Genomic DNA, 18,448 nt, shown 5'->3' with positions numbered 1-18,448 from the left:
TTACTGCTCCGCGGGGGTGGCTGGGACAGCGGCGGCGGGGGCCGGCTGGCCGGCGTCGTACCACCAGGTGGCCGTGCCGATATCGTAAAGCGGCGTCACCTTGGGGTGGCGGATATGCTTCCAGTACGCCACGCGCCAGGTCTTGATATGCCAGTTGGGTACGATGTAGTGGCCCCACAGCAGTACCCGGTCCAGGGCCCGGCAGTAATCTACCAGGCTTTGCCGCGAGTCGGCGCTGATCAGGCCATCGACCAACTTGTCGATCGCCGGGTCCTTGAGACCGATAAAGTTACGGCTGCCCGGATTGTCGGCACTGCTGGAGTGCCAGTATTCACGCTGTTCGTTGCCTGGGGAATTGGACTGGCCAAAGCCGCCCACGATCATGTCGAAGTCCCGTGAGCGTAACCGGTTGACGTACTGCGAGACATCGACCCGGCGGATCACCAGTTCGATGCCCAGTTCGCTGAGGTTGCGTTTATAGGGCAGCAGAATGCGCTCGAACTCGGTTTGCGCCAGCAGAAACTCGAACCGCACCGGTTGACCCTGGGCATTCAGCATGTGATCGCCGTCCACCCGCCAGCCGGCTTCCTGCAGCAACTGATACGCGCGGCGCTGTTGGTCGCGGATAATGCCTGTCGCATCGGTGACCGGGACTTTAAAGGGTTCGTTGAACACCTGAGGGGGCACTTGGGCGCGCAGCGGCTCGAGCAGCTTCAGTTCAGCCACGCTGGGCAAGCCACTGGAGGCCAGTTCGGAATTGTCGAAATAGCTGTGGGTGCGGCTGTAGGCACCATTGAACAGTTGTTTATTGGTCCATTCGAAATCCAGCAGCAGGGCGAACGCCTCACGCACGCGGCGGTCCTGGAACAGCGGGCGGCGGATATTGAAAACAAAGCCCTGCATACCGGTGGGGTTGTGGTTGCGAATTTCTTCCTTGATCAAGCGACCGTCCTTGACCGCGGGCACGTCATAGGCGGTGGCCCAATTTTTTGCGCTAACTTCCAGGGCATAGTCGAATTGCCCGGCCTTTAGCGCTTCCAGGGCGACCGTGGTGTCGCGGTAGTAGTCGACGGTCAGGTTGTCGAAATTGTGGAAACCGCGGTTGACCGGCAGGTCCTTGCCCCACCAGTCCTTGACCCGTTCATAGCGAATCGAGCGCCCGGCCTGGACTTCGGCGACCCGGTAGGGACCGCTGCCCAGCGGCGCCTCCAGATTGCCTTTGCTGAAATCACGGCTGGTCCACCAGTGGCTGGGCAACACCGGCAGTTGGCCAAGGATCAGCGGCAGCTCGCGGTTGCCGGGGTGTTTGAAGTCGAAACGGACCCGCAGCTTGTCCTCGGCCTCGACCTTGGCCACGTCGGCGTAGTAGGCCTTGTAGAGCGGTGCGCCGTGTTCTAGCAAGGTATTGAAGGTAAAGACCACATCGGCGGCGGTCACGGGCTGGCCGTCGTGGAACCGGGCTTCGGGGCGCAGGTGGAAACGTACCCAGCTGTTGTCCGGGGCCTTTTCGATTTTTTCCGCCAGCAGGCCGTACTCGGTAAAAGGTTCGTCCAGGCCATGACGGGTCAGGCTGTCGTAGATCAGGCCGATGTTTTCTTCGGCCACCCCTTTGCTGATATAGGGATTAAGGCTGTCGAAACTGCCATTGCCCGCCAAGCGGAAAGTCCCACCCTTGGGCGCGTCGGGGTTTACATAGTCGAAATGCGTGAAGTTCGCCGGGTACCTGGGCGCCTCGCCATAGAGGGTCAGGGCGTGTTGCGGGGCGGCCTGGGCCAGGCCGGCCAGGCCCAGCAACAGACTCAGGCTGGCGCGGTGCAGCAACACGCGCAGGGGGCGCTCGATCATCGGGACTTCTCCGTGGGTTTCAGCCACCAGCTGCGCAGCCCCAGGGTATAGGGGGGCGTGGTGACGAAGGCGAACCGGTTGCGGTAGGCCAGGCGGTGATAGTTGAGGTACCAGTTGGGAATGCTGTAATGCTGCCAGAGCAGCACCCGGTCCAGGGCCTGGGTGGCGGCCACCTGGTCCTCGCGGGTCTGGGCCGCCAGGAGCTTTTCCAGCAACTGGTCGACCACCGGATGGGCGATACCGGCGTAGTTCTTGCCACCCTTGACGGCCGCCTGATTGGAATGGAAATACAGCGATTGCTCCAGGCCGGGACTCAGGGTTTGCGGCAAGGTCAGCAGAATCATGTCGAAATCGAACTGGTCCAGGCGTTGTTTGTATTGGGCGCGGTCGACGGTGCGCAGACTGGCCTGGATACCGATACTGGCCAGGTTGTCGGTATAGGGCTGCAGGATGCGCTCCAGGTTCGGGTTGACCAGCAGAATCTCGAAGCGCAGCGGCTCGCCGCGCGCATTCAGCAAACGCTGGCCCGACAGCTGCCAGCCGGCATCGGCCAATAGACCCAGTGCCCGGCGCAAGGTTTCCCGTGGGATGCCGTTGCCGTCGGTGCGCGGTACCTCGAAGGCTTCACGAAACAGGCGTGCCGGCAGCTTCTCGCGGTAGGGTGCCAGCAGCAGCCATTCGGCGCCCTGGGGCGTGCCGGTGGCGGAGAACTCGCTGTTGGGGTAGTAGCTGCGCGCGCGGGCATAGGCGTCATTGAACAGGGTGCGGTTGGTCCACTCGAAGTCGAACATCAGGCCCAGGGCTTCACGCACCTTGCGCTTGGCGAAGGTGTCGCGGCGCAGGTTCATAAACAGCGCCTGGGTCTGGGTCGGGATCTGGTGGGGGATCTGCGCCTTGATCACCTCGCCGCGAACCACCGCCGGAAAGTGATAGCCGTTGGCCCAGTTTTTTGCCTGGTGCTCGATATACAGGTCGAATTCACCGGCCTTGAACGCTTCGAAGGCCACCGTGCTGTCGCGGTAGAATTCCACCTCCACCCGGTCGAAGTTGTACTTGCCACGATTGACCGGCAGGTCCTTGCCCCACCAGTCCTTGACCCGTTCGAACACCAGGCTGCGGCCCGGCAGCACCTTGCTGATGCGATAGGGCCCGCTGCCCAGCGGTGGCTCATAAGTGGTGGCCTTGAAATCGCGGTTCTTCCAGTAGTGCTGCGGCAGCACCGGCAGTTCACCGAGGCGCAGGATCAGCAGCGGGTTGCCGGCACGCTTGAAGACAAAACGGATGCGCTGGCGGCCGAGGATATCGACCCGCTGGACTTCCTGCAGGCTGGTGCGGTACTGCGGGTGGCCGTCCTTGAGCAGCACGCGGTAGGAAAAGGCCACGTCGTAGGCGGTGATCTGCCGACCGTCATGAAAACGCGCTTCGGGCCGCAAATTGAACACCACCCAGCTGCGGTCCTCGCCGTACTCCACCGAGCCCGCGATCAGGCCATAGCTGCTGGCGGTTTCATCGCCGGAGGGGTCGTAGAGGCCGGTGCCGACCATCAAGGGCTCGTTCAGCTCGTTGACGCCGTACTGCAGGAAATTGGCCGTGGCGGTCGGGCTGGTGCCCTTGAAGGTGTAGGGGTTGAGGGTGTCGAAGGTGCCAAAGGCCATGATCCGCGCGGTGCCGCCCTTGGGCGCCTCGGGGTTGACCCACTGGAAATGGCTGAAATCGGCGGGATACTTCAGATGACCGAACTGGGCGTAACCATGGCTTGCGCTGATGGCCGCGGTGGCGGGAAAGCTTGGAACCAGCGTGAGGAGCAGCAGGAGCAGGGGACGCATCAGGCTGGTGATCCGATCCATGGCGGCTTTTCGGGCTTATGGGCTGGTACAGTAACAGCTTGTATCGGCTGGAAAAAGCACAAGCTTTTCGGCTATTTGTGCCATGCTTTTCAGACAGTTGTTTTTACTTCGGGCGAGGTTTGCATATTGGGTCCACGTAGCCACGGTCTGCAGTCATGGATCGATCGCTTGAACCAAGCCGAGTTACCCGCATTAGCCGCAGTGGTGCAGGACCTGCATCGATTGGCGCAAGCGGACAAATCCTCCGTACAACAGTTGGCGAACGTGCTGTTGCGCGACGCCAGCCTCACTTCCAAGGTGCTGCGGGTCGGTAACAGCGTCTATTACAACCCCTCCCAGGAAAGCATTCGCACCATTTCCCGAGCCATCGTGCTGATCGGCTTCGACAATGTGCGATTGATCGGCCTGTCGGTCAGCCTGATCGACGGGCTGTTGACCCGTGCCCCCCGTGAGCAGTTGCAGGAGTTGCTGGCGCGTTCCTTCCATGCGGCCGTGCAGGCGCGCACCATCGCCGGTTACGTGTTGTCGCAGCAACCCGAGGAGGTGTTTATCGCCGCGCTGCTGTACAACCTCGGCGAACTGGCGTTTTGGGGGTGCGGTGGCGAGCAGGCCGACGAACTGGCGAGCCGCCTGGCGCAACCCGGGGTGGATGCCGACGAGGCGGTGCGCGAGATCCTGGGAACCAGCTTTCGCCAACTGACCCAGGCGCTGGTCAAAAGCTGGAACCTCGGTGAAATCGTCAGCCTGGCCCACAGCGGCGGCAGCCGACTGGACCCGGCCTCGCAATCGGTCAACCTCGGCGCACGGATCAGCGAGGCGGCGCTGGAGGGCTGGGATTCGCCGGCCATGGACGCGCTGATCGGGCAATTGGCCGATTTTATCGGTGTGTCGCGCGAGGATGCGCTGCAGCAGGTGCTGGCCAGCGCCGATGAGGCGGTCAAGGTGGCCGCCACCTTCGGCGCGAGCAAACTCTGTCGGTTGATCCCCTCCACCGATCCCGAACAGATCCGTGTGCAGCAGGAGGCGCGCCGAGCCAGGCTGCTGCAACCGGACCTGCTGTTGATGCAGCAGGCGCTGCAGGACCTCGGCATGCTGGTGTCCAAGCGTGGCGATATCGGCCTGATCCTCGATACCCTGCTCAAGGGGCTGCACCAGGGGGCGGGCCTGGAGCGGGTGATGCTGGTGGTGCTGGCCGATGGGCATACGCTGTTTCGCGCCAAGCGGGCGGTCGGCGAGGGCAGCCAGCACTGGCTGAGCGATTTTCTCTTGCCGGCCGAGCAACCTGAGCAGCCGCATATCTTCAGCTACGTGCTGCGCAACAAGGAGGCGCTGTGGATGGGGGTGCCGGCCAGCTACAGCCTCAACGAGCTGGTCACCCAGCCCTTGCGCAAGTTGCTGGGCATGGGCATGTTTTTCATCGCCCCGCTGCGCGCGGGTACCCGTCCGATCGGCGTGCTCTACGTCGACAATCGTCCGTCCGGGCGGGCGCTGAAACATGAGCAGTTCGTGGCCTTCCAGCGTTTCACCCAGTTGACTGGACGCTGCCTGGAGGCGTTGAGTAAACCCCGCAGCTGAAGGAGACGGCGATGTCGGTGCGCGATGGAGGGTTTCCGGGCTCCGCGTGGGAATGCCACCTGCGATGCTCTGCGTCGCCGAGCACGTTCGGCACGAGCACGTAGGATGGGTGGAGCCGTAGGATGGGTTGAGCGAAGCGATACCCATGCTGCACAGCGTCCATCCATCAACCTGTCCTCAGGGCAAGCGCAGGGTCAGGGTCTGGCCGGGTTTGAGGTCGCGCCCGCTGCTAGGGTTCCAGCGCTGCAGGTGGTCGACCTCGACCTTGAAGCGCTTGGCGATCAGGTACAGGGAATCGCCTTTCTGCACCTTGTAGTAGGTGACTGCCGAGCGGCCCGCGTTCGCCGCCGAAACTGGCGCGCCGGCACCGGCGGCCCTGACCACCAGGCGTTGGCCTACCGTCAGGTTCTTGCCGGCCAAGCCATTCCAACGCTGCAGATCCTTGACCTCGATGTCGTGAGCCTTGGCGATCTGCCACAGGTTATCGCCGCTCTTGACCTTGTAGCTGGGTGCGGGTTCGCTGGCATGAATCTGGAACAGCGGTTGGCTCGGGGTAAAGCCGGGTTGCACCGGGATATTCAATACCTGGCCAACGCTCAACTTGTTGTGGGGCAGGCGATTGACATCCTTGAGCGTGGTGGCGGTCAGGTGGTAACGGTTGGCGATGCTGTTGAGGCTGTCGCCGGTACGCACCCGGTATTGCTGCCAGTCTACCTGCTCCTCGGGTTTCATCAGCAGCATATTGGCGGTCAGCAGGTCGGCCTTGTCCGTCGGAATCAACAACATCTGCGGCCCGTCCCGGGTGATCCGTTGTTTGAAGGCCGGGTTGAGCAGGTAGAGTTCGTCTTCGTCGAGCTGCGCCATGGCGGCGATGCTCGACAGGTTCATGCCCTGGCGGATCTGCACCGTCTCGAAATAGGGCTCGTCGGCAATCGGGCTGAGGCTCACCCCGTAGGCCTCCGGGGCCATGACCATTTGTGACAGGGCCAACAGCTTGGGCACGTACTCCTGGGTCTCCTTGGGCAGCGGCAGGTTCCAGTAGTCGGTTGGCAGCCCCAGCTTCTGGTTGCGCTCGATGGCCCGGCTGACCGTGCCTTCGCCCGCATTGTAGGCGGCCAGGGCCAGCAGCCAGTCGCCGTTGAACATGTCGTGGAGCTTGCCAAGGTAGCTGATGGCGGCAGTGGTGGAGGCGGTGATGTCGCGCCGGCCGTCGTACCAATTGGTCTGGCGCAGATTGAAGTGCAGGCCGGTGGACGGGATGAATTGCCACAAGCCGACCGCGTCGCTACGCGAGTAGGCAAAGGGGTTGTAGGAACTTTCAATCATGGGCAGCAGTGCCAGCTCCATGGGCATGCCGCGCTCTTCGAGGCGCTCGACGATGTAATGGATATACAGGCCACTGCGTTCGCTGCACTTTTGCAGAAAATCGGGTTTGCTGGCGAACCACAGGCGCTGGCGCTCGATCCGCGGGTTCATGCCGATCTCGTCCTGCAAGTCGAAGCCTTCGCGTACCCGTTCCCAGATGTCCTGTGGCGGGCTGGGCTCGGCGGGTATTTCGGTCATCCAATGGGACGGGTTCTGCAGCCCAATGGCGACATCGGTGTCCTGGCTGGGTGCCTGCACCTGCACCGGTGCGGTGCTTTGGCAGCCGGCCAGGCTGGCGGCCAGCAGCACGCCCAGCAGCCGGGCGCAGCGTGCCAATCTGTCCTGTGCCCGGGAGGTGTACGCGGCTGGCGACATGGGTGAGGGTCAGGATCCAGGCAAAAAGATCGGCCGATTCTAGGAACCCACCTGGAGGGGGTCAAGTTTTGTGGCCGGCCGCTAGGCTCGGGTGTGTTTCAGAATTGGTCTTTCCAGGCGCGTAACCGGGCAAACACCTCGGCGGGCGAGCGTTGCTGGACGCCTTCCCGTTCGTCGATTTTTTCCCGCACCTCAGGTTCGTCGCAACGCAGGAAGGGGTTGCTGGCCTTTTCCAGGGCCAGGGTCGAGGGCAGGCTGATCCGTCCAGCCGCTCGCCACTCGGCCACCTGGCTCAGGCGCCGCGCGATAAACCCATTGCCCGGTTCGACGGCCTGGGCGAACCGCAAATTGCTCAGCGTGTATTCGTGGGTGCAATACACCCGGGTCGACTCGGGCAGATAGGCCAGGCGCTGCAGGGACTGGTGCATCTGCGCCGGGGTGCCTTCGAACAGCCGGCCGCAACCGCCGGCGAACAGGGTGTCGCCGCAGAACAGCCAGCCGTGCTCGGCCTGGTAGTAGGCGATATGGCCCAGGGTGTGCCCGGGTACCTCCAGCACATCGAAGGCCTGCCCGAGCACCTCGAGGCGGACGCCGTCGAGCAGGGCCTGGTCGCGCCCGGGTATGCTTTCCCGCGCGGGCCCGAAGACCCGGGCACCGGTGGCCTGTTTGAGCGCTTCGACGCCGCCGACGTGGTCGAAATGGTGATGGGTGACCAGGATATCGGTCAGGATCCAGCCCGGATGGGCCTCCAGCCAGTTGAGTACTGGCGTGGCGTCGCCCGGGTCGACCACGGCGCAGCGACGGCTGGCAGTGTCTTGTAACAACCACAGGTAGTTGTCGGTGAAGGCGGGCAGGGCATCGATCTGTATCATGAGGGAGTTCGCCAAGCGGAAAACGATGGTGCATCTTAGGCACTGTTGCCGTCCACGAGCCAGCCGCATAAGTCGCGGTCTCGCGTCTTGCAGGAAGTCCGGATGACCGAAAAAGCCTTTGCCCAAGCCGATGCACAATGGTTAAGCCTGATCGGTGAGGCCCGTAAATGGTGCGCGTCGCCCCTCGGTCAGCTGCTGTTGAGTGAAGAGCGCCGCTTGCTGGAAGAGGAGCAGGCGCGTTTCTTCGGCGGCTACCTGGTGCACTACGGGCCCAGTGCGGAGTGTCCACCCGAGGCGCGGCAGATTCAGCGCAGCGTGCGCCTGGGGGCGCCCTTGCCTGGCGTGGAGATCGTCTGTGAGGAGCAGGCCTGGCCGCTCGGTGAATCGGCCGCGGACGTGGTGGTGTTGCAGCACGGCCTGGATTTCTGCCTGTCGCCTCATGGTTTGCTGCGCGAAGCCGCGCGCAGCGTCAGGCCCGGTGGACACCTGCTGATTGTCGGCATCAATCCGTTAAGCAGCTGGGGCGTGCGCCATTTGTTTGCCCAGGATGCCTTGGGCGACGCGCGCTGCATCGCCCCCAATCGGGTCAGCGACTGGCTGCACCTGTTGGGCTTCGCGCTGGAGAAACGCCGCTTCGGGTGCTATCGTCCGCCGCTGACCACCATGGCCTGGCAAACGCGCCTGGCCGCGCTGGAACGTTGGGGCGACGCCTGGCAACTGCCGGGCGGCGGCTTCTATCTATTGGTGGCGCGCAAATTGGTAGTCGGTTTACGCCCGCTGCGTCAGGCCCAGCGGGTGCCTATGGGCAAGCTGGTGCCCATGCCGGTGGCCAAGGTCAGCCGGCGCGATTCCAAGTCATAAAACATAAGACAGACGACATGAGCGAGTTGATCGAAATTTTCACCGACGGTGCCTGCAAGGGCAATCCAGGGCCCGGTGGCTGGGGCGCGTTGTTGGTGTTCAAGGGTGTGGAGAAGGAGCTCTGGGGCGGCGAGGCCGACACCACCAATAATCGTATGGAGCTGACCGCGGCCATCCGGGCGCTGGAGGAGCTCAAGCGTCCGTGCGAAGTGCGCCTGGTCACCGATTCCGAGTACGTGATGCGCGGCATGCAGGAATGGCTGCCGAACTGGAAAAAGCGCGGATGGAAGACCGCCGCCAAGCAACCGGTGAAAAACGCCGACCTGTGGCAGCAGCTGGATACCCAGGTAGGACGCCATCAGGTGACCTGGCAGTGGGTGCGCGGCCATACCGGCCACCCGGGTAACGAAAGGGCCGACCAACTGGCCAACCGTGGCGTCAGTGAACTGAAGAAATAACCGCTACCCAGAGGCAGGATTCCATGCTCCGCAGTGTTGTGCTCGATACTGAAACCACCGGTATGCCGGTCAACGACGGCCACCGCATCGTTGAAATCGGTTGTGTCGAATTGATTGGACGGCGCCTGACGGGGCGCCATTTTCACGTCTATTTGCAGCCCGACCGCGAAAGTGACGAAGGCGCGATCGCGGTCCACGGCATCACCAATGAGTTCCTGGCCGACAAGCCGCGTTTTCGCGAAGTGGCCGACGAGTTCTTCGAATTCATCCAGGGCGCGCAGCTGATCATCCACAACGCGGCGTTCGACATCGGCTTTATTAACAACGAGTTCGCCTTGCTCGGCCAGTCGGAGCGGGCCGACATCACCGAGCATTGCTCGGTGCTCGACACCTTGCTGATGGCCCGCGAACGTCACCCCGGACAGCGCAACAACCTGGATGCCCTGTGCAAGCGCTATGGGGTGGACAACTCCGGGCGTGAGCTGCACGGCGCCTTGCTCGACGCCGAGATCCTCGCCGACGTCTACCTGACCATGACCGGTGGCCAGACCAGCCTGTCCCTGGCGGGCAATGCCTCCGACGGCGACAACGCCCGTTCGGGCAATGAAGCCAGCGATATCCGCCGCCTGCCGGCCGATCGCCCGCGGACCCGGGTGATTCGCGCCAGTGCCGAGGAGCTGGTCGAACACGCCACGCGCCTGGCGCTGATCGAGAAATCCGCCGGTGCGCCGGCGCTCTGGGTGCAACTGGAGCAGCCGGTCGGATAAGGTCGCCAACCGGTACCTGGGCGAAGCTCACCTTCGTCCATGCGACCTTTTCGTACAGCGTGAAGCAGTGGGGGTTACGTCCGCCCGGACGAGTCTCTAACCTGAACGGGATAGACGGACGCGGGTCCGTCACCTTCAGGACGCCACAATGTATAAAGACCTAAAATTCCCCGTCCTTATCGTTCACCGTGACATCAAGGCCGATACGGTGGCCGGTGATCGGGTGCGCGAGATTGCCCGCGAGCTGGAGCAGGACGGCTTTTCCATTCTCTCCACCGCCAGCTCCGCCGAAGGCCGCATCGTCGCCTCCACCCACCATGGCCTGGCCTGTATCTTGGTGGCCGCCGAAGGTGCCGGCGAGAACAAACACCTGCTGCAGGACATGGTCGAGCTGATTCGCGTGGCGCGGGTGCGCGCACCGAAACTGCCGATTTTCGCGCTGGGCGAGCAGGTGACCATCGAACACGCGCCCGCCGAAGCCATGGCCGATCTCAATCAGCTGCGTGGCATTCTCTACCTGTTCGAGGACACCGTGCCCTTCCTGGCCCGGCAGGTGGCGCGCGCCGCGCGTAACTACCTGGACGACCTGCTGCCGCCCTTTTTCAAGGCGTTGGTGCAGCACACCGCGCAGTCCAACTATTCCTGGCACACCCCCGGCCACGGCGGTGGCGTGGCCTACCGCAAGAGTCCGGTCGGCCAGGCGTTCCACCAATTCTTCGGCGAAAACACCCTGCGTTCGGACCTGTCGGTATCGGTGCCCGAGCTGGGCTCGCTGCTCGACCATACCGGCCCGCTGGCCGAGGCCGAGGCGCGCGCGGCGCGCAATTTCGGTGCCGACCATACCTATTTCGTGATCAACGGCACCTCGACCGCCAACAAGATCGTCTGGCACTCGATGGTCGGCCGTGACGACCTGGTGCTGGTGGACCGCAACTGCCACAAGTCGATCCTGCATTCGATCATCATGACCGGCGCCATCCCTCTGTACCTGAGCCCCGAGCGCAACGAACTGGGCATCATCGGGCCGATTCCGCTCAGCGAATTCACCCGCGAGTCGATCCAGGCCAAGATCGATGCCAGCCCACTGGCCCGGGGTCGTGCGCCCAAGGTCAAGCTGGCGGTGATCACCAACTCGACCTACGACGGCCTGTGCTACAACGCCGAGCTGATCAAGCAGACCCTGGGCGACAGCGTCGAGGTGCTGCATTTCGACGAGGCCTGGTTCGCCTATGCGGCCTTCCACGAGTTCTATGCCGGACGCTATGGCATGGGCACCTCGCCGGACGGCCCGCTGGTGTTCAGCACCCACTCCACGCACAAGCTGCTGGCCGCCTTTAGCCAGGCCTCGATGATCCATGTGCAGGACGGCGGCAGCCGGCAGCTGGACCGCGACCGGTTCAACGAAGCCTTTATGATGCACATCTCCACGTCGCCGCAGTACAGCATCATCGCCTCTCTGGACGTGGCCTCGGCCATGATGGAGGGGCCTGCGGGGCGCTCATTGATCCAGGAAACCTTCGACGAAGCCCTGAGCTTTCGCCGGGCGCTGGCCAACCTGCAGCAGAGCCTGAGTGCGGACGACTGGTGGTTCAGCATCTGGCAGCCGCCGTTGGCGGCCGGCACCGACCGTGTGGCAACCCCGGACTGGGTACTGGCGCCGCGGGCCGATTGGCACGGCTTTGGCGATATCGTCGACGACTATGTCTTGCTCGATCCGATCAAGGTGACCCTGGTGACGCCAGGCCTCACCGCGGGTGGGGCCCTGAGCGAGCGCGGTATCCCGGCGGCGGTGGTCAGCAAGTTCCTCTGGGAGCGCGGCCTGGTGGTGGAAAAGACCGGTCTGTATTCCTTCCTGGTGCTGTTCTCCATGGGCATCACCAAGGGCAAATGGAGCACCTTGCTCACCGAGCTGTTGGAATTCAAGCGCCATTACGATGCCAATCTGTCGCTGGCCGAGGCCCTGCCGTCGATTGCCCGGGAGGGCGGCAGCCGTTACCACGGGCTGGGGCTGCGCGACCTCTGCGACCAGTTGCACGCCTGCTACCGCGAGAACGCCACGGCCAAGGCGCTCAAGCGCATGTACACCGTGTTGCCCGAGGTCGCCATCAAGCCGGCGGATGCCTACAACCAACTGGTGCGCGGCGAAGTCGAGGCGGTGCCGATCGATCAGCTGGAAGGCCGTATCGCCGCGGTGATGCTGGTGCCTTATCCGCCGGGCATTCCGCTGATCATGCCGGGGGAGCGCTTCACCGAAACCACCCGCTCGATCATCGACTACCTGGATTTTGCCCGCACCTTCGATCGCAGCTTCCCGGGCTTCGATGCCGATGTGCACGGTTTGCAGCACCAGGATGGCCCGGACGGCCGCGCCTATACGGTGGATTGCATCAAAGCCTGACCGTGCGGTCATACCCCGCAGGCGCCTGCCGGCGGGGTTTGGCGAGCCACCGGCGCCGCGCCGAGGCCCGCTAACGGGGCTCGAACTGCAGCCCAAAAATCAGCTAGACTCCAAAAAGATCAAACGCTTAACGGCGTTATCCAGACATGAACTTAAGTCGACGCCGTGGGCTGTATCACAGTGGGCGGCATCGACATTTATGGCACGCTTGTTATAGTTGCACGGCTGAACATACAGAATTGTTTCTATGGCCGACTGGGCCATATTTCGTTGTCGAGGTTGACTGCCGTGTCCGACTACAAAGCCTTCCGCGTCGAGTTGGCAGACAAGATTGCCCAAGTGGTGATCAATCGTCCGGAAAAAATCAACGCCATGAACGCCGACTTCTGGTCGGAGATCATCGAGATCTTTCGCTGGATCGATGCCACCGATGAGATTCGCGTGGTGGTCATTCGCGGCGAAGGCAAGCATTTTTCCTCCGGCATCGACCTGATGATGCTGGCGCAGATCGGTGCCCAGCTGGGCCCGGACGTGGGCCGTAACGCCGATACCCTGCGGCGCAAGATCCTGCAGCTGCAGGCCTCGTTCACCGCCATCGACCAGTGCCGCAAGCCGGTACTCGCCGCCATCCAGGGCTACTGCCTGGGCGGTGCGATCGACCTGATCGCGGCCTGCGACATGCGTTATGCCAGTAGCGACGCGCAGTTCTCGATCAAGGAGATCGATATCGGCATGGCCGCCGATGTCGGCACCCTGCAACGCCTGCCGCGGATCATCGGCGATGGCATGATGCGTGAACTGGCCTTCACCGGCCGCACCATCGACGGCGAGGAGGCGCGTCGGATCGGCCTGGTCAACCGGGTCTATGACGATCAGGCGCAGTTGCTCGAAGGGGTGCTGGACATCGCCCGGGAGATCGCCGCCAAGTCGCCGATCGCCGTGCGTGGCACCAAGGAAATGATTCGATATATGCGCGACCATCGCGTCGACGACGGTCTTGAGTACGTCGCCACCTGGAATGCCGCGATGTTGCAGTCCGCCGATTTGCGTGTGGCCATGGCCGCGCAGATGAGCAAGCAGAAGCCGGAATTCGCCGACTGATGACGTACGAGAACTCAGCGCGGGGAGCGCACTAGGCCTATGGTCACCGGAGCCACATCCCTCAGCCTGGTTCGCGATGAATTGTTCGCGACCATGGAAGAAGCCGAATCGAGCCTCGAGCATTTTATTGCCGAGCGGCATAACGGCAGCCTCTTGCAGCAGGCGGTTGAAAACCTCAAGCAAGTGCGCGGCACCCTTAACCTGATCGAACTGGCGGGCGCCGAGCTGCTTGCCCAGGAAGTCCTCGATCAGGCCACCGACATCCCGGCGGGCGCGGGCGAGGAGCGCGACATTCAGTTGTCGGCGCTGAGCAACGCCCTGCACGTGCTGCGTCGCTACCTGGAAAACGTCGAGGCGCACCGTCAGGAGATGCCGGAGCTGCTGTTGCCGGCGATCAACGACCTGCGCCTGGCCGGTGCCCAGCCGGCGCTGCCGGAAAGTTACTTCTTCAGCGTCCGTCTGGACCAGCCACGGCCGACCAGCGCCGCGGCAGCCGCCATGGACGGCGCGACGCGCGATGCCGAAACCCGTCGCTTGCGTCATATGTACCAAGTCGGGCTGCTCGGCTTTATCCGCGAGCAGAACCCCCAGGCCAGCCTGAAGCTGATGGTTCGCGCGTTGGTTCGTCTGGATCACCTGTTTGCCAACGAGTCGCGGGGGCGTCTGTGCTGGATAGGCGCCGCGGCGCTGGAGGCCCAGCTGGACGGTCAGTTGCTGCCGCGCAAGGCGCGTAAGCAGCTGTTTTCGCGCCTGGACCGGGAGCTCAAGCAGCTGCTCGGCAACGCCCAGTACGAAACTCCGCGCAACCTGCTCAAGGAATTGCTCTACCTGGTGGCATTGGGTAACAGCAACGGTCCCCTGGTGACGCCAGTCATCGAACTGTTCGGCCTGACGCCGCTACCCTTCACCGACCACCTGCTGGAAGAGGAATACCAGCGCCTGTCGGGCCCGGGTCAAGCGGTGATGCGTTCATTGTCGTCGGCAATTCGCGAGGAAATGGCCAGCGTCAAGGACATGCTCGACCTGATGGAGCGTGGCATCGTCCAGGCCGACAGCCTGACCAACTTGCATGCCTTGCTCGGCAAACTGAGCAAGACGCTGGGCATGGTCGGCCTGAGCTCGGCCGGCAATGCGCTGGCCGCCCAGCTGCAGGTGGTGGCTGCCTGGAACGATGCCACGCCTATCGACTCCGAGGCCTTGAACAAGCTGGCCGATGCCGTGCTTTATGTCGAAAGCATGGTTGCCAGCCTGGAGCGCGGCGAGCGCCGTGATCACCGCGGGCAACCGGTGCAGCCGGGGCAGGAGGGCGAGTCGTTCGCCAATCACCAGCTCAACGAAGCGCGCATCGTAGTGGTCGACGAGGCCCAGGCCGGCTTGGCCATGTCCAAGCGGGCGATCACCGCCTACCTGGAGTCCAACGGCGACAAGTTGCACCTGGCCAACGTGCCGTTCAGCCTGCTGGCGGTGCGCGGCGGCCTCTGGTTCCTCGACCAGGAGCGCGCGGCGGTGCTGGTGGGGGCGTGCGCGGACTATATCCAGAAGCAGATGCTGGAGGCTGAGCAGATGCCGTCCGAACAGATGCTGGAAACCCTGGCCGATGCGCTGACCAGCCTCGAGTATTACCTTGAAGCCGGTGCCGTATTGCGACCGGAAACCCAGCCGAGTGTGCTGGACCTGGCCGCCGAGAGCGTTCGGGCCCTGGGCTTGTCCGTGGCGGCTTGAGATGAGCAGCGGCTGGCGCGCGGCTATACTCGACAACGACCTGGCCGGCGGCTGGGCCGTGGTGCATTGCCAGCAGCAATTCCTGGGCGATGCCAACGGGGTGTTGTTCCCGCGGGACTGGATCAAGCGCCAGGAGCTGCCGACTCTGGCCGAACACGGCCTCGGCTATTTCGACGACCAGCCGGTATTCCTGCTGGAGCTGGAGCAGCCATTGAGCGTGGCGGGCTGTGCCTGGCAGGGGCTACGCCAGTTTATGCTGCAGGGCGATCCCGCCACCTTCAAGTTGCTCGCCTATGCCACCCAGATCGGTACCTGGGCCCGCCAGCACCGCTTTTGCGGCAGCTGCGGCGGCACCCTGCTGCAGCTGCCTGGCGAGCGGGCCATGCAGTGTCCGCGCTGCGCGGTGCACCATTACCCGCGCCTGTCGCCGAGCATGATCGTGCTGGTGACCCGGGGTGAGGAAATCCTGCTGGCCCGTTCGCCACGCTTCGCCACCGGGGTCTACAGCACCCTGGCGGGTTTCGTTGAGCCGGGGGAGTCGGTGGAGGCCTGCGTCGCGCGCGAGGTCCACGAAGAGGTCGGCCTGCAGGTGCGCAACCTGCAATACCTGGGCAGTCAGGGTTGGCCCTTTCCGCATTCGCTGATGCTGGGTTTCCACGCCGAATACGCCGGTGGCGACATAGTCCCGCAACCGGAAGAGATCGAAGACGCACGCTGGTTCGCCCTCGATGCATTGCCGCCGCTGCCGTCGCAGCGCTCCATCGCCCGCTATCTGATCGACCTGTACCTGGCGCGTCGCCTGGGCCAGCCCGAGCCTCGGCTGCCTGACTGACCGAGCTTACCGAAACCCCACGCGGACGGCGTCCAGTTATTCGTAGGATGGCCTCGGCGCGCAGTCCAGCGCCCGCGCGTGTTTTGATCGCAACCCGATCCTGCAGTCGCCGAAGCGCCGTAGGGTGGCGTTAGCCGAGAGGAAAGCAGCCCGACAGATCGCGCTGCGGCCGGCGCGCGGCGTAACCCACGCGGGCAGGCGCCAGTCATTCGTGGGGTGCTATCAGCGCGCTGTCCAGCGCCAGCCCGCCGTGTTTGATTGCAACCCGATCCTGTGGTCACCGAAGCGCCGTAGGGTGGCGTTAGCCGCGAGGAAAGCAGCCCGACAGATCACGCTGCGGCCGGCGCGCGGCGTAACCCACGCGGGCAGGTGTCCAGTTATTCGTAGGGTGGCCTCGGCGCGCAGTCCAGCGCCCGACCAGCGTGTTTTGATTGCAACCCGATCCTGTGGTCACCGAAGCGCCGTAGGGTGGTGTTAGCCGCGAGGAAAGCGGACCGGCAGATCACGCTGCGGCCGGCGCGCGGCGTAACCCACGCGGGCAGGCTGCCCCTATGCAAGCAGACTGGTCCTGCCAACAACCGGCCTTAAGGGCCGGCGAACCAGTGCTGCCAGGCCAGGCGTGCGGTCAGCGCGAACACCACCAGGATAAACACCGGGCGAATAAACCGGGAGCCGCCCTGGATCGCCGTGCGCGCGCCCAAAAAGGCTCCACCCATCAGCGCCAGGCCCATGCAGATGCCCAGCAGCCAGGCCACCTGCCCGGAGGCGATAAACACCGCCAATGCCACGACGTTGCTGACGCAGTTCATGCTGCGCGCCACGGCGCTGGCGCGCAGCAGGTCCAGCGGGTACAGCAGCAGGCTGCTGACGGTCCAGAAGGCACCGGTGCCGGGGCCGGCCACGCCGTCATACAGGCCCAGGCCCAGGCCCTGTGGCCATTGTCGGCGGCGAGGGATCACGGCATCCGCCGGTGGCGGCACCGTGGGCGTCTTGCCGAACAGCAGGTATAGCCCGCAGGCGAACACCACACCCGGCAGCATCTGGTTTAGCCATTCCGCCGGCAGCCACTGGGCCAATACCGCCCCTAGCAGGGCGCCCACGGCAGTGGCGATTAGGCCGTTGCGCCATTGCCGCGGATCGAACAGCCCGCGTCGGTAGAAGGTGTAGCTAGCGACGCAGGCGCCGAAGGTGGCGGATAACTTGTTGGTACCCAGCACCAGGTGCGGAGGCAGGCCGGCGGTGAGTAGTGCGGGAATGGTCAGCAGGCCGCCGCCGCCGGCGACGGCATCGATAAAGCCGGCGGCGAAGGCGACTAGTGCGAGAATGGCCAGGGTCGCGGGATCGACGGCGAGTTCGAAGGGAAAGGGCATGAAAACGTCGACCTGTGTCCATTTGAAGGGCGTGACGGCTGGCCTGCAGCCAGGGAGCTGCGCATAATGCCGGCAATTTTACGCAGAAGGAATGGCACACATGCAGTATGACGGCCTGGCATGGTTTATCGCGTTGCTGGCGGGCCTGGCGGCCCTGGTCAGTGCGCGCATCCTGTTCAATCGACACTGGTTTCTCGGCTGGCTGCGCGGCACCTTCGGCCTGGCGTTTCTGGGGCTGGCGGCATTGGTCGGGGTGGTTGCCTACGACTTGGTGAGCTATTCGGCGCTGCCCCTGGGCAAGCCCATAGTAACCCTCAGTTTCCAGGCGGAAGGCCCGCAACGCTATCGGGTCAATCTGCTGGAAGGCGCTGGCGAACGCTCGGTCACCCTGGACGGCGACATGTGGCAGCTGGACACCCGCCTGTTCAGGTGGAAGGGTCTGGCGTCCTTGATCGGCCTGGAGCCAGGCTACCGGCTGGAAAAGCTCTCCGGACGTTTCCTGGCCATCGAGCAGCAGGACCTGGCCCAGCATGCCCAGGTACCGCTGGCGGAAAGTCCCTATGACGTGGATTTCTGGCGCTGGTTGCGTCTGGGCCAGCATGACTTGTTTCTGTTCGACGCCCAGGCGCAGCGGGTAACCTACTTGCCGATCGCCGATGGCGCCGTCTACGCGGTCAGCGAAACCCCCACCGGCTTGCTGGCGCAGCCGATGAATCAGGCGGCGACCCAGGCGCTGAAGGACTGGTAGTTTGCCCTGGGGCGGTGCGCTCCGTTCTTGCAGACCTTAGTGGGGCGAGTATCGACCCGGGGACGGGGTGGCACCTTGCACGGCTGATGGAGAGCGGGTGGTATGCATTCAGCTTATTCCGGGATTGATCTTACCCAGCAATCGTGGACACCGGTTTAAGCACTCAACCGCAAGCTATTGGGGTCGGAGTCTGAGTGATCCCCACATATTTAGCCCACCACTCGGCTTTGTTGCTGCGCTTCGTAGCGCAGTCGGCGCTCGAGGTCTTCCAGGACGTTCCCACTGAGGGAGGTGGCGTGTTTTCGGCCGTAT

Annotated in this window: 14 protein-coding genes; 9 read left to right on the top strand and 5 right to left on the bottom strand. The window is 63.8% G+C overall.

Annotated elements, in window-relative coordinates:
• Both ABWY06_RS19225 and ABWY06_RS19220 read right to left on the bottom strand, forming a co-directional pair.
• Nucleotides 1-1,845, bottom strand: coding sequence for an extracellular solute-binding protein (locus tag ABWY06_RS19225; protein ID WP_502948230.1), 1,845 nt, complete (start codon nucleotides 1,843-1,845; stop codon nucleotides 1-3).
• Entirely contained in the window at nucleotides 1,842-3,671 is a 1,830-nt protein-coding gene (locus ABWY06_RS19220) for an extracellular solute-binding protein (protein WP_353927243.1), read from the bottom strand. The genes ABWY06_RS19225 and ABWY06_RS19220 overlap by 4 nt, the downstream gene beginning before the upstream one ends.
• Nucleotides 3,672-3,839: 168 nt before the next feature.
• Between ABWY06_RS19220 and ABWY06_RS19215 the strand changes: the two genes are divergently transcribed.
• On the top strand, nucleotides 3,840-5,267 hold the full coding sequence (locus ABWY06_RS19215) for an HDOD domain-containing protein (protein WP_353927242.1): 1,428 nt from the start codon (nucleotides 3,840-3,842) through the stop codon (nucleotides 5,265-5,267).
• A 177-nt stretch (nucleotides 5,268-5,444) separates the two neighbouring features.
• On the opposite strand, the gene ABWY06_RS19210 is transcribed toward ABWY06_RS19215, so the two are convergent.
• Nucleotides 5,445-7,007 carry a lytic transglycosylase domain-containing protein gene (locus ABWY06_RS19210; protein ID WP_353927182.1) on the bottom strand — a complete coding sequence of 521 codons (1,563 nt, stop codon included), beginning with the start codon at nucleotides 7,005-7,007 and terminating at the stop codon, nucleotides 5,445-5,447.
• Nucleotides 7,008-7,105: 98 nt separating this feature from the next.
• Complete coding sequence (gene gloB / locus ABWY06_RS19205; protein ID WP_353927181.1) at nucleotides 7,106-7,879, bottom strand: hydroxyacylglutathione hydrolase; 774 nt, start codon at nucleotides 7,877-7,879, stop codon at nucleotides 7,106-7,108.
• Between the two features lie 102 nt (nucleotides 7,880-7,981).
• On the opposite strand from gloB, the gene ABWY06_RS19200 reads away from it, so the two are divergent.
• The 7 genes from ABWY06_RS19200 to nudC all read left to right on the top strand — a co-directional run bounded on the left by ABWY06_RS19200 (nucleotide 7,982) and on the right by nudC (nucleotide 16,018).
• Entirely contained in the window at nucleotides 7,982-8,740 is a 759-nt protein-coding gene (locus ABWY06_RS19200) for a class I SAM-dependent methyltransferase (RefSeq protein ID WP_353927180.1), read from the top strand.
• Nucleotides 8,741-8,757: 17 nt separating this feature from the next.
• Nucleotides 8,758-9,198, top strand: coding sequence for a ribonuclease HI (gene rnhA / locus ABWY06_RS19195; RefSeq protein ID WP_353927179.1), 441 nt, complete (start codon nucleotides 8,758-8,760; stop codon nucleotides 9,196-9,198).
• Nucleotides 9,199-9,221: 23 nt separating this feature from the next.
• Nucleotides 9,222-9,965 carry a DNA polymerase III subunit epsilon gene (gene dnaQ / locus ABWY06_RS19190; protein WP_353927178.1) on the top strand — a complete coding sequence of 248 codons (744 nt, stop codon included), beginning with the start codon at nucleotides 9,222-9,224 and terminating at the stop codon, nucleotides 9,963-9,965.
• Nucleotides 9,966-10,113: 148 nt separating this feature from the next.
• Complete coding sequence (locus ABWY06_RS19185) at nucleotides 10,114-12,363, top strand: Orn/Lys/Arg family decarboxylase (RefSeq protein WP_353927177.1); 2,250 nt, start codon at nucleotides 10,114-10,116, stop codon at nucleotides 12,361-12,363.
• A 288-nt stretch (nucleotides 12,364-12,651) separates the two neighbouring features.
• A complete protein-coding gene (locus ABWY06_RS19180) occupies nucleotides 12,652-13,464 on the top strand; it encodes a crotonase/enoyl-CoA hydratase family protein (RefSeq protein ID WP_353927176.1) in 813 nt (270 codons plus the stop codon).
• 39 nt (nucleotides 13,465-13,503) lie between these two features.
• Entirely contained in the window at nucleotides 13,504-15,186 is a 1,683-nt protein-coding gene (locus ABWY06_RS19175) for a FimL-related protein (RefSeq protein WP_353927175.1), read from the top strand.
• A gap of 1 nt (nucleotide 15,187) precedes the next feature.
• Nucleotides 15,188-16,018 carry an NAD(+) diphosphatase gene (nudC, locus tag ABWY06_RS19170; RefSeq protein WP_353927174.1) on the top strand — a complete coding sequence of 277 codons (831 nt, stop codon included), beginning with the start codon at nucleotides 15,188-15,190 and terminating at the stop codon, nucleotides 16,016-16,018.
• 584 nt (nucleotides 16,019-16,602) lie between these two features.
• On the opposite strand, the gene ABWY06_RS19165 is transcribed toward nudC, so the two are convergent.
• Nucleotides 16,603-17,388, bottom strand: coding sequence for a TSUP family transporter (locus ABWY06_RS19165; RefSeq protein ID WP_353927173.1), 786 nt, complete (start codon nucleotides 17,386-17,388; stop codon nucleotides 16,603-16,605).
• 100 nt (nucleotides 17,389-17,488) lie between these two features.
• Here ABWY06_RS19165 and ABWY06_RS19160 point away from each other — a divergent pair, with 100 nt between their 5' ends.
• Complete coding sequence (locus ABWY06_RS19160; RefSeq protein WP_353927172.1) at nucleotides 17,489-18,136, top strand: hypothetical protein; 648 nt, start codon at nucleotides 17,489-17,491, stop codon at nucleotides 18,134-18,136.
• Nucleotides 18,137-18,448 lie beyond the last annotated feature (312 nt).

Source organism: Pseudomonas sp. (assembly GCF_040514055.1).
Lineage (GTDB): Bacteria > Pseudomonadota > Gammaproteobacteria > Pseudomonadales > Pseudomonadaceae > Aquipseudomonas.
This window is presented reverse-complemented; position numbering and strand designations above follow the sequence as displayed.